The sequence below is a fragment of the Limimaricola pyoseonensis genome (assembly GCF_900102015.1).
Classification (GTDB): domain Bacteria; phylum Pseudomonadota; class Alphaproteobacteria; order Rhodobacterales; family Rhodobacteraceae; genus Limimaricola; species Limimaricola pyoseonensis.
In genome coordinates this window covers 258,888-271,205 of sequence record NZ_FNAT01000003.1, presented here as the reverse complement: position 1 = coordinate 271,205, position 12,318 = coordinate 258,888, and the positions used below count along the sequence as shown (strand labels likewise).

The 12,318-nt window shown below is 70.7% G+C and carries 12 protein-coding genes; 7 read left to right on the top strand and 5 right to left on the bottom strand.

The annotated features are described in order from the left end of the window. The first annotated feature begins 40 nt into the window (after positions 1 to 40). Positions 41 to 1,195 (top strand): molecular chaperone DnaJ, encoded by a 1,155-nt coding sequence (gene dnaJ, locus BLT43_RS08860; RefSeq protein ID WP_090112029.1) that lies wholly within the window; start codon positions 41 to 43, stop codon positions 1,193 to 1,195. 48 nt (positions 1,196 to 1,243) lie between these two features. Beyond that, positions 1,244 to 1,999 (top strand): RadC family protein, encoded by a 756-nt coding sequence (gene radC / locus BLT43_RS08855; protein ID WP_090112027.1) that lies wholly within the window; start codon positions 1,244 to 1,246, stop codon positions 1,997 to 1,999. Positions 2,000 to 2,009: 10 nt separating this feature from the next. On the opposite strand, the gene BLT43_RS08850 is transcribed toward radC, so the two are convergent. The 3 genes from BLT43_RS08850 to secA all read right to left on the bottom strand — a co-directional run bounded on the left by BLT43_RS08850 (position 2,010) and on the right by secA (position 7,471). Further along, positions 2,010 to 3,581 carry a phosphate ABC transporter substrate-binding/OmpA family protein gene (locus BLT43_RS08850; RefSeq protein ID WP_242652253.1) on the bottom strand — a complete coding sequence of 524 codons (1,572 nt, stop codon included), beginning with the start codon at positions 3,579 to 3,581 and terminating at the stop codon, positions 2,010 to 2,012. A gap of 32 nt (positions 3,582 to 3,613) precedes the next feature. Next, entirely contained in the window at positions 3,614 to 4,549 is a 936-nt protein-coding gene (locus BLT43_RS08845) for a hypothetical protein (RefSeq protein ID WP_090112025.1), read from the bottom strand. A 135-nt stretch (positions 4,550 to 4,684) separates the two neighbouring features. Then, complete coding sequence (gene secA / locus BLT43_RS08840; RefSeq protein ID WP_090112023.1) at positions 4,685 to 7,471, bottom strand: preprotein translocase subunit SecA; 2,787 nt, start codon at positions 7,469 to 7,471, stop codon at positions 4,685 to 4,687. A 187-nt stretch (positions 7,472 to 7,658) separates the two neighbouring features. Between secA and BLT43_RS08835 the strand changes: the two genes are divergently transcribed. The 5 genes from BLT43_RS08835 to BLT43_RS08815 all read left to right on the top strand — a co-directional run bounded on the left by BLT43_RS08835 (position 7,659) and on the right by BLT43_RS08815 (position 11,023). Beyond that, positions 7,659 to 8,498: a peptidylprolyl isomerase gene (locus tag BLT43_RS08835; protein WP_090112021.1), complete on the top strand. Its 840-nt coding sequence runs from the start codon at positions 7,659 to 7,661 to the stop codon at positions 8,496 to 8,498. A 3-nt stretch (positions 8,499 to 8,501) separates the two neighbouring features. Then, positions 8,502 to 9,722: a bifunctional glutamate N-acetyltransferase/amino-acid acetyltransferase ArgJ gene (gene argJ, locus BLT43_RS08830; protein WP_090112019.1), complete on the top strand. Its 1,221-nt coding sequence runs from the start codon at positions 8,502 to 8,504 to the stop codon at positions 9,720 to 9,722. Continuing rightward, positions 9,719 to 10,117, top strand: coding sequence for an 8-oxo-dGTP diphosphatase MutT (gene mutT / locus BLT43_RS08825; protein WP_090112017.1), 399 nt, complete (start codon positions 9,719 to 9,721; stop codon positions 10,115 to 10,117). Before argJ ends, mutT begins: the two co-directional genes overlap by 4 nt. Positions 10,118 to 10,239: 122 nt before the next feature. After that, on the top strand, positions 10,240 to 10,383 hold the full coding sequence (locus tag BLT43_RS19115; RefSeq protein WP_090112015.1) for a hypothetical protein: 144 nt from the start codon (positions 10,240 to 10,242) through the stop codon (positions 10,381 to 10,383). Positions 10,384 to 10,549: 166 nt separating this feature from the next. Then, the gene (locus BLT43_RS08815; RefSeq protein WP_090112013.1) at positions 10,550 to 11,023 is read left to right on the top strand and encodes a cupin domain-containing protein; all 474 of its coding nucleotides are present in this window, start codon (positions 10,550 to 10,552) and stop codon (positions 11,021 to 11,023) included. Positions 11,024 to 11,034: 11 nt separating this feature from the next. On the opposite strand, the gene BLT43_RS08810 is transcribed toward BLT43_RS08815, so the two are convergent. Continuing rightward, positions 11,035 to 11,580, bottom strand: a complete 546-nt coding sequence (locus BLT43_RS08810) for a P-loop NTPase family protein (protein WP_090112011.1) — start codon at positions 11,578 to 11,580, stop codon at positions 11,035 to 11,037. Positions 11,581 to 11,663: 83 nt separating this feature from the next. Then, on the bottom strand, positions 11,664 to 12,293 hold the full coding sequence (locus tag BLT43_RS08805; RefSeq protein WP_090112009.1) for a hypothetical protein: 630 nt from the start codon (positions 12,291 to 12,293) through the stop codon (positions 11,664 to 11,666). Positions 12,294 to 12,318 lie beyond the last annotated feature (25 nt).

Genomic DNA, 12,318 nt, shown 5'->3' with positions numbered 1-12,318 from the left:
CGGGCCGGCTCCTTTCCGTTCCGAAAGGTAGGACGATCCTATGGCAAAACGCGACTACTACGAAACGCTCGGGGTCTCGAAGGGCGCGTCCGCCGACGAGATCAAGAAGGCCTATCGCCGCAAGGCGAAGGAGCTGCACCCCGACCGCAACTCGGACAATCCGAACGCCGAGGCGCAGTTCAAGGAGGCCAACGAGGCCTATGACGTCCTGAAGGACGCCGACAAGAAGGCCGCCTATGACCGCTACGGCCACGCCGCCTTCGAGGGCGGCATGGGCGCGCGGCCCGGCGGCGGCCAGGGCGGCTTCCGCGGCCAGGGCGACTTCGCCTCGGCCTTCTCGGACGTGTTCGACGATCTGTTCGGCGACTTCATGGGCGCGCGCGGCGGCGGCGGCGGCCGCAGCCGGGCCACCCGCGGCAACGACCTGCGTTACAACCTGCGCATCAATCTCGAGGACGCCTTCGCCGGCCTGCAGAAGACCGTCACCGTGCCCACCTCGGTGAGCTGCGGCAAGTGCCAGGGCTCGGGCGCCTCCGACGGCTCCGAGCCTGCCACCTGCCCGACCTGCTCGGGCATGGGCAAGGTCCGCGCCCAGCAGGGCTTCTTCACCGTCGAGCGCACCTGCCCGACCTGCAACGGCCTGGGCCAGATCATCAAGGATCCGTGCCGGGCCTGCCAGGGCGCGGGCCGGGTCGAGAAGGAGAAGTCGCTCTCGGTCAACATCCCGGCGGGCGTCGAGACCGGCACCCGGATCCGGCTCGCCGGCGAGGGCGAGGCCGGCCTCAGGGGCGGGCCCGCGGGCGATCTCTACATCTTCATCGACGTGGCCGAGCACCAGCTGTTCCGGCGCGACGGCACCGACCTGCAATGCCAGGTGCCGGTCTCGATGGCGACGGCGGCGCTGGGCGGCGACATCGAGGTGCCGACCATCGATGGCGGCAAGGCGCGGGTGAAGATCCCCGAAGGCAGCCAGTCGGGCCGGCAGATGCGCCTGCGCGGCAAGGGCATGCCGGCGCTCAGGGGCGGCGCCCGCGGCGACATGTTCATCGAGCTGATGGTCGAGACCCCGGTCAACCTGACGCCGCGCCAGCGCGAGCTGCTGCAGGAGTTCGAGGAGCTGTCGGAGCGCAACAACCCGCACGGCTCGCGGTTCTTCTCGGCCGTGAAGGGCTTCTGGGATTCGATGAAGGGCTGAGAGGCCCCTTAACCCTTTGCTAACCATGCCCGCCCGAGACTGGCGGGCATGGAGCCCTCATTCGACGAAAGCCCCCTGCCCTTCGGCGCCGACGAGATCGCCGAGATCCCGGTGCTGCCGGCCGGGCGCGTCCCTTCCTACATGGCCGATCACCGCCGCCGCCTGCGCGAACGCTTCCTCGCCGGCGGCCCTGACGCCATGCCCGATTACGAGCTTCTGGAGCTGGCGCTGTTCCGCGCCATCCCGCGCCAGGACGTCAAGCCGTTGGCGCGGCGGCTGATCGAGGTCTTCGGCGATCTCAACCACGTGCTGGCCGCGCCGCCGCCGCGGCTGAACGAGGTCGCCGGCGTCGGCCCCGCCGTGATCTGCGAGCTGAAGGTGATCGAGGCGGTGGCGCATCGCATGGCGCGGGCGCGGGTGATCTCGCGACCGGTGATCTCGGGCTGGGAGCAGGTGCTCGACTACTGCCGCACCGTGATGGCGCATCGCGACACCGAGCAGTTCCGCATCCTGTTCCTCGACCGCCGCAACGTGCTGATCGCCGACGAGCCGCAGGCACGCGGCACGGTCGACCACGTGCCGGTCTACCCGCGCGAGGTGGTCAAGCGCGCGCTCGAGCTGAACGCCTCGGCGCTGATCCTCGTGCACAACCATCCCTCCGGCGACCCGACCCCGTCGGAGGCCGACATCCGCATGACCGGCCAGATCGAGCTGGCCGCCCGCGCGCTGGGGCTGACGCTGCACGACCACCTGGTGATCGGAAAGTCGCGCGAGACCAGCTTCCGCGCCGAGGGGCTGCTCTAGCCCTGCCGCCTCAGCGCGGCGGCACCGGCGCCGGCCCGGCCCAGAGCTCGACCCGGCGGTTGATCTCGCGGCCCGGCTCGGTGTCGTCGCAGCCCACCGGCAGCGCCTCGCCGAAGGCCGCGACCTCGAGCAGGTTGCCCTCCGGCAGGCGCCCGCCCAACAGCGACAGCACCGCCGCGCGCACCGCCTCGGCCCGCTCCAGCGCCAGGTCGTGGTTGGCGTCCGGCCCGCCCAACCCGTCGCTGAACCCGGCCAGCAGCAGCACCTGCCCGGCATGGCTGCCGTCGCGGATCGCCTGCGCCAGCTGCACCACGTGGCTACGCGACACCGCGTCGAGCGCGGCCGAGCCGGTCTCGAAGCGGAAGGTGGGCGACAGCCGCTCGCGCCCCTTCAGCACCCGCAGCATGCGCTGCAGGTCGCGCAGGTCGGTGTCGTCGCCCGCCGCGATCACCGCCCCGGCGATGCGGTCGCCCTGCCGCGCGATCGGGATCGGCAGCGGCGCCAGCCCCGCCACGCCGGCCCGGCGCAGCACCAGCTGCGCCTCGGCGGTCGGGATCCATTCGAGGAAGGCGTCGACCGCGGGGGCGAAGCGCCGCATCGGCAGGTAAAGCGCCAGCGGCAGGGTCAGCGGGTAGTCGCCCGTGGTCACCGTCTCGGGCCGGGCCGTGCTGCGCAGCCCGCACGGCCCGGTCAGCGCCAGCGGCTGGGCGTTGCCGACCCGGCCGAAGGGCAGCATGCCGATCGCGTCCGGATCGGCCGCCACCGCCGCGGCCAGCGCCGCCTCGTCGGCATGGCGCGTCACCTCTTCCGCGAGGGCCCGGTCGAACCGCCCCAGCACCATCGCCTCGAAGCCCTGCATCTGGCCGCTGCCGGCGGGCCCCAGATGCAGCCGCACCGGCCCCGCGCCGGCGCCCAGCTCCGACCAGTCCGCGATCTCGCCGGCAAACAGCCGCGACAGCTGCGGCAGCGACAGCGCCTCGATCCCGCGCCCCGGCGCCACCACCGGCACCAGCGCGTCGAGCGCCACCAGCTGCAACCGCCCCGGCGCGTCGAGCCGGCCGAGCCCGGCATCGCGCGCCATCGCCAGCTCGTCTTCGTCGAGCGGCCGCTCGGTCATGGCGATGTCGGCCTCGTTGGCCAGGAGATCGGCGAAGCCGTCCTCGCTCGAGGTCAGCCGGAAGGCGAAGCGCAAGAGCGGCGCGCCATCGGTGCCGGCAAGCGTGTAGAGCGCCCGGCCGTCGGGCCCCTCGCGCCGCTCGGGCACCAGCTCATGGGCGCGGGCATAGCCCTCGACCAGCGCCGGCAGCACCGTCTCGCCCAGCCGCGCCGTGCCCGAGAGCCGCAGCATCGGCACGAAGCTCGCCGGGTCCGGGCAGGCCGCGCCTTCGCAGTTCACCTTGGCCAGCGGCAGCGTCACCTCGCCATGTTCGGTCGCGACCCGCAGGAAGGTGCCGTCGAAGCCGAGCAGGCTGCCCTCGACCCGCAGCGCGCCGTCGCGCGCGGTCAGCACCACCTCGGTGTCGGGCTGGGCATGGGCGGGGCCCGCGACGCAAAGCGCGGCCCAGAGGGCCGCGCATGTCATGAGGGATTTCAGCAGGGCAGGTCGTCGGCTCGTCATCTCGCCGCGAGCATCAGGTCCGAAGCCATGCTTTGCAAGACCAGAAGCTCGCCCACGGCCTCGCAGCCGGGCAGCGTGACATCGAGGTCGGTGGCGCCGAGATCGCCGCCCGGCCCGACCTGGATCACCTCGGCCGCCAGCGCCCGGCCGCAATTGGCCGCTGTGACCTTGATCTCGACGCTGAGGTCGATCTCGCCGGTGGCCGAGGCCGGCAGGCTGTAGACCTCGGCCAGCCGCGCCATCGGCGCCTCGGGCGCGCCCAGCCGCATCAGCCGGCCGCCGCCCTGCGCGCCGTCGGGCGCCGCGGCGCTGACATGGCCCGCCTCGCCGTAGCCCGCCCCGAATTCGAGCGCGTGCAGACCGATCCCCTCGCCGCCCTGCCATTGCAGCGCCACGCGGTGCCACAGGTTGGCCTCGGGCACCATCGCCATGGCGGTGACGGACATGCCGGGGCCCGGCTCGGCGATCACCACCGCGCGCTCGGCCAGCGCCGGCAGGACCGTCGCGGCCCGGCCGTCGGTGTCGGTCATCAGGGTCACGGTCAGCCCCATGTGGTGCAGCGTGACCCGGCTGTCGGGCATGCAGGGCGCGCTCAGCGCCACGGAGATCATCGCCTCGGGGCGCGGCTCGGCCAGAAGGCGCGGCGCGCAGGCATCGCCCACCGGGATGCGCGGCCGCTCCACCCCGACCAGCCCGGTGCCGAGCGCGGCGAGCCGCGCCGGGCTGCGGGCCAGGGCCGGCCGGTCGAGCGCGCTGGGCCGCTGCGGCGCCGCCACCATGTGCGCCGGCAGGCCGGGCGTGCGCACCTCGACCATCGGCGGCTCGACCGGCGTGGCGCTGGCGCGCGAGATGCCGTTTTCCATCAGGTAGCCGATCGCGAAGGCACTGCCGGCGCAGAGCGCGGCGGTGATCAGGAACCGGGGGACAGCCATGATGATCTCCTCTCCCGAGTCGGGTCGCCTTCGACGCTAGGGCGGGGAGAGGGCGCGATCGGGACCGGAACCCGGCCCCGAGGGGGAGTCATCCGGGCACGAATGCGGCAAACGCGCCCGGTCGCGAAACAATGCTCAGAGCTTGCCGTGACAGTGCTTGAACTTCTGGCCCGAGCCGCAGGGGCAGGGCTCGTTGCGCGACGGGTTGCCCCAGCTCGACGGGTCGGCCTCGTCGAAGCCCGGCTTCGGCCCGGCCTGCGGCAGGGTTCCGACGCCGGCGCCGGCGGCCGCCAGCTCGGGCGCCTCGCGCCGCGGCGCCGCGCTGGCCCCGGCGGCGGCCGCACCGCCGCCGGCCGCCGCGGCCGCGCCGGAGGGCTGCTGCTGCTGGCGGGCCTGCTGGGCCTGCATCGCGCGCTGCAGCATCGCCTGCTGCTCTTCCTTGGAGATCGGCCGGATCTGCGCCAGCTTCTCCGTCACCTCGGCCCTGAGCCCGTCGAGCAGGCCCTCGAACAGCTGGAAGGCCTCGGTCTTGTACTCGTTGAGCGGGTCGCGCTGCGCGTAGCCGCGGAAGCCGACCACAGAGCGCAGATGCTCGAGCATCAGGAGGTGCTCGCGCCATTTCGAGTCGATCGTCTGCAGGATCACCTGCTTCTCGATGCTCTTCATGGTCTCGGGGCCGAAGGTCTCGGCCTTCTCGGCCATCAGCTTGTCGGAGGCCTCCTCGAGCCGCGCCCGGATGTCGCCGTCATCGACGCCCTCCTCCTCGGCCCATTTCATCACCGGCACGTCGACGCCGAGCACCTGGATCGCGCGGGCATAGAGCCCCTCGCTGTCCCACTGGTCGGGATAGGCGCGCTCGGGGATGTGCTGGGCGACGAGGTCGTCGATCACCTGGTGGCGCATGTCGTCGACGATCTCGGTGAGATCCTCGGCCTCCATGATCTCGCGGCGCTGCGAGAAGATCACCTTGCGCTGCTCGTTCATCACGTCGTCGTATTTGAGCAGCTGCTTGCGGATGTCGAAGTTGCGGCCCTCGACCTTGGCCTGGGCGCGCTCGAGCGACTTGTTCACCCAAGGGTGCACGATCGCCTCGCCTTCCTTCATGCCCAGCGTCGAGAGCACCTTCTCCAGCCGCTCCGAGCCGAAGATCCGCATCAGGTCGTCTTCGAGGCTCAGGAAGAAGGACGACCGGCCCGGGTCGCCCTGCCGGCCCGAGCGGCCGCGCAGCTGGTTGTCGATGCGCCGGCTCTCGTGCCGCTCGGTGGCCAGCACGAAGAGGCCGCCCGCCGCGAGCACCGCCTTCTTCTCGTCGGCGTGCTCGGCCTCGATCCTGGCGCGGATCTCGTCGGGATGCGCCTCGGGGTCGGCGGCCAGCGCCTCGAGCACCTTCAGCTCGACATTGCCGCCAAGCTGGATGTCGGTGCCGCGGCCGGCCATGTTGGTGGCGATGGTCACGGCGCCGAGCTTGCCGGCATCGGCGACGATCTGCGCCTCCTGCTCGTGCTGGCGGGCGTTGAGCACGTTGTGCGCGATGCCCTCCTTCTGCAGCAGCTGGCTCAGGAACTCGGACTTCTCGATCGAGGTGGTGCCCACCAGGATCGGCTGGCCCTTCTCATGCGCCTCGCGGATCGACTTGACCACGCCGTCGAACTTCTCGCGCGCGGTGCGGAACACCTGGTCGTCCTCGTCGGCGCGCTGCACCGGGCGGTTGGTCGGCACCTCGACCACGCCGAGGCGGTAGATCTCGAAGAACTCGTCGGCCTCGGTCAGCGCGGTGCCGGTCATGCCGGCCAGCTTGTCGTAGAGGCGGAAGTAGTTCTGGAAGGTGACGGAGGCGAGCGTCACGTTCTCGGGCTGGATGTCGAGGTTCTCCTTGGCCTCGATCGCCTGGTGCAGGCCGTCCGACAGGCGGCGGCCCTGCATCATCCGGCCGGTGAACTCGTCGATCAGCACCGCCTGCCCGTCGCGCACGATGTAGTCCTTGTCGCGCTGAAACAGCTTGTGCGCGCGCAGGCCCTGATTGACGTGGTGCACCACGGTGGTGCTCTCGGGGTCGTAGAGCGTCTGCTCCTCGGGCAGGATGCCGGCGGCCTGCAGCCGCGTCTCGAGGAACTCGTTGCCCTCGTCGGTATAGGTCACCGAGCGCGACTTCTCGTCGATCGTGTAATGCGCCTCGGTCAGCTCGGGGATGATCCGGTCGATCTGGCGGTAGAGCTCGGAACGGTCCTGGGAGGGGCCCGAGATGATCAGCGGCGTGCGCGCCTCGTCGATCAGAATGCTGTCGACCTCGTCGACGATCGCGAAGTGATGGCCGCGCTGGTTCATCTGCGCGAGGTCCGACTTCATGTTGTCGCGAAGGTAGTCGAAGCCCAGCTCGTTGTTGGTGGCGTAGGTGATGTCGGCCGCGTAGGCCTCCTTCTTCTCCGCCTCGGGCTGCTGCGGGTAGACCACGCCGGTGGAAAGCCCCAGCGCGCCGTAGACCTTGCTCATCCACTCGGCGTCGCGCTTGGCGAGGTAGTCGTTGACGGTGACGACATGCACGCCCTTGCCGGTCAGCGCGTTGAGATAGGCCGGGAAGGTCGCGACCAGCGTCTTGCCCTCGCCGGTCTTCATCTCGGCGATGTTGCCCTGGTGCAGGAAGATGCCGCCCATCAGCTGCACGTCGAAGGCGCGCAGGCCGAGCGCGCGGCGCGCCGCCTCGCGGCAGTTGGCGAAGGCCTCTGGCAGCAGGTGGTCGAGGCTCTCGCCCTTCTCGAGGCGGTCCTTGAACTCGGCGGTCTTGGCCTTGAGACCGTCATCGTCGAGCTTCTGGAACTCGGCCTCGAGTGCGTTGATCTTCTCGACCAGCGGTCGCGTGGACTTGATCTTGCGGTCGTTCGGCGTGCCGAAGACCTTCTTGGCCAGCGATCCGATACCCAGCATTGGCGAATGTCTCCTGCCGTCGTTCTTTGATCTGCAAGGAGGTCGCTTGTCGCCCCCGCTCGTGGGGCATAGATAGGGCGCAAGTGCCGCCCTTTGCCAGCCCATCCGGCGATGTAAGGGGCGGGAGACCCAGTGTCAACGTCGCGCCCCGGAGGCACTCCCGGCGCGGCCGAGGGAAGGAAACCACATGCTCCGCACGCTGCCCGCCGCCGCCCTGATGGCCGGCCTCGCCACCACTGCCGCCGCGCAGCAGGCTTCGGACGTCGTCGCCACCGTGGACGGCACCGAGATCACGCTGGGCGAGATGATCATCACCCGCAGCCAGCTGCCGCAGCAATACCAGCAGCTGCCGCCGGACGTGCTGTTCCAGGGCATCCTCGACCAGCTGATCCAGCAGCAGGTGCTGGCCGACACCGTCGAGGGCACGCCAGGCCGGGTCGAATACGCGCTCGAGAACCAGCGCCGCTCGCTGCTCGCGGGCGAGGCGGTGAACGCCCTGATGGAGGCGGAGGTCTCCGACGAGGAGCTGCAGGCCGCCTATGACGAGAACTTCGCCGCGGCCGAGCCGACTCAGGAATACAACGCCAGCCACATCCTCGTGGAGACCGAGGAAGAGGCGCAGGCCGTGCTCGAGCGGCTCGACGCCGGCGAGGACTTCGCCGAGGTCGCCAAGGAGGTCTCGACCGATCCCGGCTCTGGCGCGCAGGGCGGCAGCCTCGGCTGGTTCGCCGACGGCATGATGGTCGCGCCGTTCCAGGAGGCGGTCGCGGGCCTCGAGGCCGGCGAGACCACCGAGACCCCGGTCGAGACCCAGTTCGGCTTCCACGTGATCCGTCTCGACGACACCCGCACCCAGGAGCCGCCGGCGCTCGAGGACGTGCGCGACCAGCTCGCGAGCCAGATCCAGCAGCAGAAGGTCGAGGCGACCCTGGCCGAGCTCGAGGGCGCGGCCGAGATCACCCGTCCCGAGGAAGGCGCCTTCGACCCGGCGCTTCTGAACAACCTCGACCTGCTCGAAGAGAACTGATCCATGGCCGGTCCGGTCTCGCCGCTGGCGCCCGCAAGCTTCCCCGCCCTGCCCGAGATCGCGGGGCTGCGTTTCTCGGCCCTCGCGGCCGGGGTGCGCTACAAGAACCGGACCGACGTCATGCTCGCCGAGCTGGCCGAGGACAGCGTGGTCGCGGGGGTGTTCACCCGCTCGGCCACCCGCTCGGCCCCGGTGCGCGACTGCGAGGCCAAGATCGGCGGCACGGCGGCGGGCCGTGCCGCCTTCCTCGTGAACTCGGGCAACTCCAACGCCTTCACCGGTGCGGCGGGCGAGATCTCGGTCTCCGAGATCTGCGCCGCCGTGGCGCGCGAGACCGGCATCGAGGAGGCGCGCGTCTTCACCTCCTCCACCGGCGTGATCGGCGAGCCGCTGCCGCATGACCGCATCACCGCGAAGATCGCCGATCTGAACGCCGCGCTCTCGCCCTCGGGGATCGAGGAGGCGGCGCGCGCGATCATGACCACCGACACCTTCCCCAAGGGTGCGGCCGAGACGGTCGAGATCGACGGCAAACCGGTGAAGATCGCCGGCATCGCCAAGGGCTCGGGCATGATCGCGCCCGACATGGCGACGATGCTGGTCTACATCTTCACCGATGCGAAGATCGCCCGCCCTGCCCTGCAGGAGCTGCTGCGCGAGATCACCGACCGCACCTTCAACTGCATCACCGTCGACAGCGACACCTCGACCTCGGACACGCTGCTGATGGGCGCGACCGGCGCCTCCGGCGTCAGCGTTGACGGCCATGCCGGCTTCGCCGAGGCGCTCGAGCGCGTCATGCTCGACCTCGCGCATCAGGTGGTGCGCGACGGCGAGGGCGCGACCAAGTTCGTAGAGATCCGGGTCAGCGGCGCCGCCTCGAACGACGACGCCCGCAAGGTCGCCATGGCCACCGCGAACTCGCCTCTGGTCAAGACCGCGATCGCCGGCGAGGACCCGAACTGGGGCCGCGTGGTGATGGCGGTGGGCAAGTCCGGCGCCGAGGCCGACCGCGACCGGCTCTCGATCCGCTTCGGCGAGATCCTCGTGGCCGAGAAGGGCTGGGTCAGCCCCGCCTACAGCGAGGAGAAGGCCGCAGCCTACATGAAGGGGCAGGAGCTGGTGATCGGCATCGATCTCGGGCTCGGCGCCGGCGAGGCGGTGGCCTGGACCTGCGATCTGACGCATCGCTACATCGACATCAACGCCGACTACCGCTCGTGAAGACGGTCCTCGTCTCCGCCGTCGCCCTGATCGACGCCGACGGGCGGGTGCTGCTGGCGCAGCGCCCCGAGGGCAAGTCGATGGCCGGGCTGTGGGAGTTTCCCGGCGGCAAGGTCGAGCCGGGCGAGACGCCCGAGGCGGCGCTGATCCGCGAGCTGCACGAGGAGCTCGGCATCGACACGCAGCAAAGCTGCCTCGCGCCGCTGACCTTCGCCAGCCACAGCTACGACAGCTTCCACCTGCTGATGCCGCTCTTCGCCTGCCGCCGCTGGCAGGGCGTGCCGCATGGCCGCGAGGACCAGGAACTCAAGTGGGTCTTCCCGAACCGGCTGCGCGACTACCCCATGCCGCCGGCCGATCTGCCGCTGATACCCGTTCTGCGCGACTGGCTCTGAGGGCACTGTGCCCTTTACGTTACGTAGGGTTCCATAAGACGTCAAAAAAATGTCAGGCAGCATGTTTTGTGCACGAAGCTCGCCTAGTATGAAGGCTGCGAAGCAAAACGCTGGAGTTCAACATGCTGCGTACCATCGTGATCGGAAGCTGCATCTCGGTGCAGGGCCTCCTCGTCAAGCAACTGTCGAATGGCCATCTGCGCATCCGCGTCGGCGAGCGTCTCTACGAAGGCCGCCCCGCCAACGCCGCACCGCAAGCCGCGTGACCCCTTCCGCGTAGTCGCTTTTACCAGTTCCCACGCGAGGGGGACGGCCGCGGCCGTCCCTTTTTTTGTGCCGGTGCCGCATCTCGCACCGCGCGGCCCGCGCTGTGGCGCGGGGCGGCGATCTGCTAGAATGCCCCCATGTCAGGTGCGGCAGGGGGAGCATGCCATGACCGAAGCCACGGCGAAGCGGGACTGGCGCCACGACGGGGTGCGCATCGTCAGATCCTCCGAGATGGACTTCAACACCCCGCAGACGCCGGGCATGACCCGCGCCGCGGCAATCAACCTGGCCAAGGCCGGGGCGCAGAAGCTCTGGGCCGGCACGGTGGACGTGCAGCCGGGCGCCAAGACCGGCGCGCATCATCACGGCCATCTCGAGAGCGTCATCTACGTGGTGAGCGGGCGGGCCCGGATGCGCTGGGGCGAGCGGCTCGAATTCACCGCCGAGGCCGAGCCCGGCGACTTCATCTTCGTGCCGCCCTACGTGCCGCACCAGGAGATCAACGCGCTTGCGGACGAGCCGCTGCAATGCGTCCTGGTGCGCAGCGACCAGGAGCCCGTGGTCGTCAATCTCGAGATCGAGCCGGCGGAACGGGTCGAGGAGGTGCGCTGGGTGGACCCGAACCACCCCGAGGGCTGAGGCCCGCGCCCTCAGCGATGCGGGATGCCGAGATTGCCGACCGCGACGGCGGTGCGCAGCCCGTCGAGGAACGCCGCGACCTCGGCCCGGCTGCGCAGGTGGTAGCGGTCCTTGTCGTGCGGCACCTGCTTGTAGAACCAGCGCAGCTTCGCGCGCATCGTGGCCCGCGTCGCCCAGACCCAGCGCAGGAACTCCGGGCTCGGCCGCTCGCGGCAGCCCGGCGCCATGTCTGGGCGATGGCGGCCCCAGTCGCGCAGGCTGCGCCAGGCCAGCCGCCGCAGCCGCAGCCCCACCGGCAGGTCGAGCCAGATCACCGTGTCGGCCCGCGCGAGCCGCTCCTCGAAGCTGGCGGAATGGTTGCCCTCGAAGATCCATTCGGGCCGGGCGTGGATCTCGGCGCAGAGCGCGGTCTTCTCGGCGCGCGACCGCTCGACCCAGCCCGGCGCCCAGTGGACGTGGTCGACATGCACGACCGGCAGGTGGGTGATCTCGCCCATCCGCCGCGCCAGCCACGACTTGCCCGCCCCCGGCTGGCCGATGATCATCACCCGTTTCATGGCCCGAGCTTCCAGCCCCGCGCGCCGGCGTCAAGGCCAGGGCGCGCGCGAAGGGGCGGCCGCGGCCGCCCCCCCCTTGGTCGCTACTTCTGCTTGAAGATCGAGAACTGCGCCATCTGGCAGGCATTGGGCCCGGTCGCGCCGTTGGCGCGGGCGCTGTCGGGCCAGCCGGCGGGCAGGCTCTCGTCGGTGCAGCCCGCGCGCGCGGTGGTCAGCATCTCGGGCAGCTGGCCTTCGATCATCGGGCCGTGGTCGTGCAGGGCGAAGTGGACCTCCGCCCCCATCGGGTCCTTCAGCGCGTTGCCCATCCACGACCCCTCGAGCGCCCCGGCCGGGACGAAGGTGCGGAAGGTCGCGCTGCCGTCGGCCCCGGCGATCGCGCCGTCGCCATAGGTCACGTCCGAATCCACGATGTCGGCGCGGCCCACCACATCGCCGGCGGTGCAGTGATCGGCCGAGACCATCTCGCAGTTCTCGGGCTGGTTCAAGATCGCCACCCACATCGTGTAGACATGGCCGGGCTTGAGCCCTTGCGTGCTGAACTCGCCCGCGATCCCCTCCGCGGTCGAGACCAGCTGCGCCTTGGCGCCCTCGACCACGGCGACGTTGCCTGTCGCGGCATGGGTCATCACCTCGGCATCGAATTTCTCGGCCGCGGCGCCGCCCGGCAGGGCAAGCAGGGCGGCCGCGATGAACGGTCCAATCGGTTTCATGATCGCCTCCTGGGAAACATGTCGG

What these genes read in the sequence shown, in the direction of transcription:
- radC (WP_090112027.1), top strand. Translation starts at nt 1,244, where the DNA reads ATGGAGCCCTCATTCGACGAAAGCCCCCTGCCCTTCGGCGCCGACGAG.
- BLT43_RS08845 (WP_090112025.1), bottom strand. Translation starts at nt 4,549, where the DNA reads ATGGCTGTCCCCCGGTTCCTGATCACCGCCGCGCTCTGCGCCGGCAGT.
- argJ (WP_090112019.1), top strand. Translation starts at nt 8,502, where the DNA reads ATGGCCGGTCCGGTCTCGCCGCTGGCGCCCGCAAGCTTCCCCGCCCTG.
- BLT43_RS08815 (WP_090112013.1), top strand. Translation starts at nt 10,550, where the DNA reads ATGACCGAAGCCACGGCGAAGCGGGACTGGCGCCACGACGGGGTGCGC.
- dnaJ (WP_090112029.1), top strand. Translation starts at nt 41, where the DNA reads ATGGCAAAACGCGACTACTACGAAACGCTCGGGGTCTCGAAGGGCGCG.
- BLT43_RS08810 (WP_090112011.1), bottom strand. Translation starts at nt 11,580, where the DNA reads ATGAAACGGGTGATGATCATCGGCCAGCCGGGGGCGGGCAAGTCGTGG.
- BLT43_RS08805 (WP_090112009.1), bottom strand. Translation starts at nt 12,293, where the DNA reads ATGAAACCGATTGGACCGTTCATCGCGGCCGCCCTGCTTGCCCTGCCG.
- secA (WP_090112023.1), bottom strand. Translation starts at nt 7,471, where the DNA reads ATGCTGGGTATCGGATCGCTGGCCAAGAAGGTCTTCGGCACGCCGAAC.
- BLT43_RS08835 (WP_090112021.1), top strand. Translation starts at nt 7,659, where the DNA reads ATGCTCCGCACGCTGCCCGCCGCCGCCCTGATGGCCGGCCTCGCCACC.
- BLT43_RS08850 (WP_242652253.1), bottom strand. Translation starts at nt 3,581, where the DNA reads ATGACATGCGCGGCCCTCTGGGCCGCGCTTTGCGTCGCGGGCCCCGCC.
- BLT43_RS19115 (WP_090112015.1), top strand. Translation starts at nt 10,240, where the DNA reads ATGCTGCGTACCATCGTGATCGGAAGCTGCATCTCGGTGCAGGGCCTC.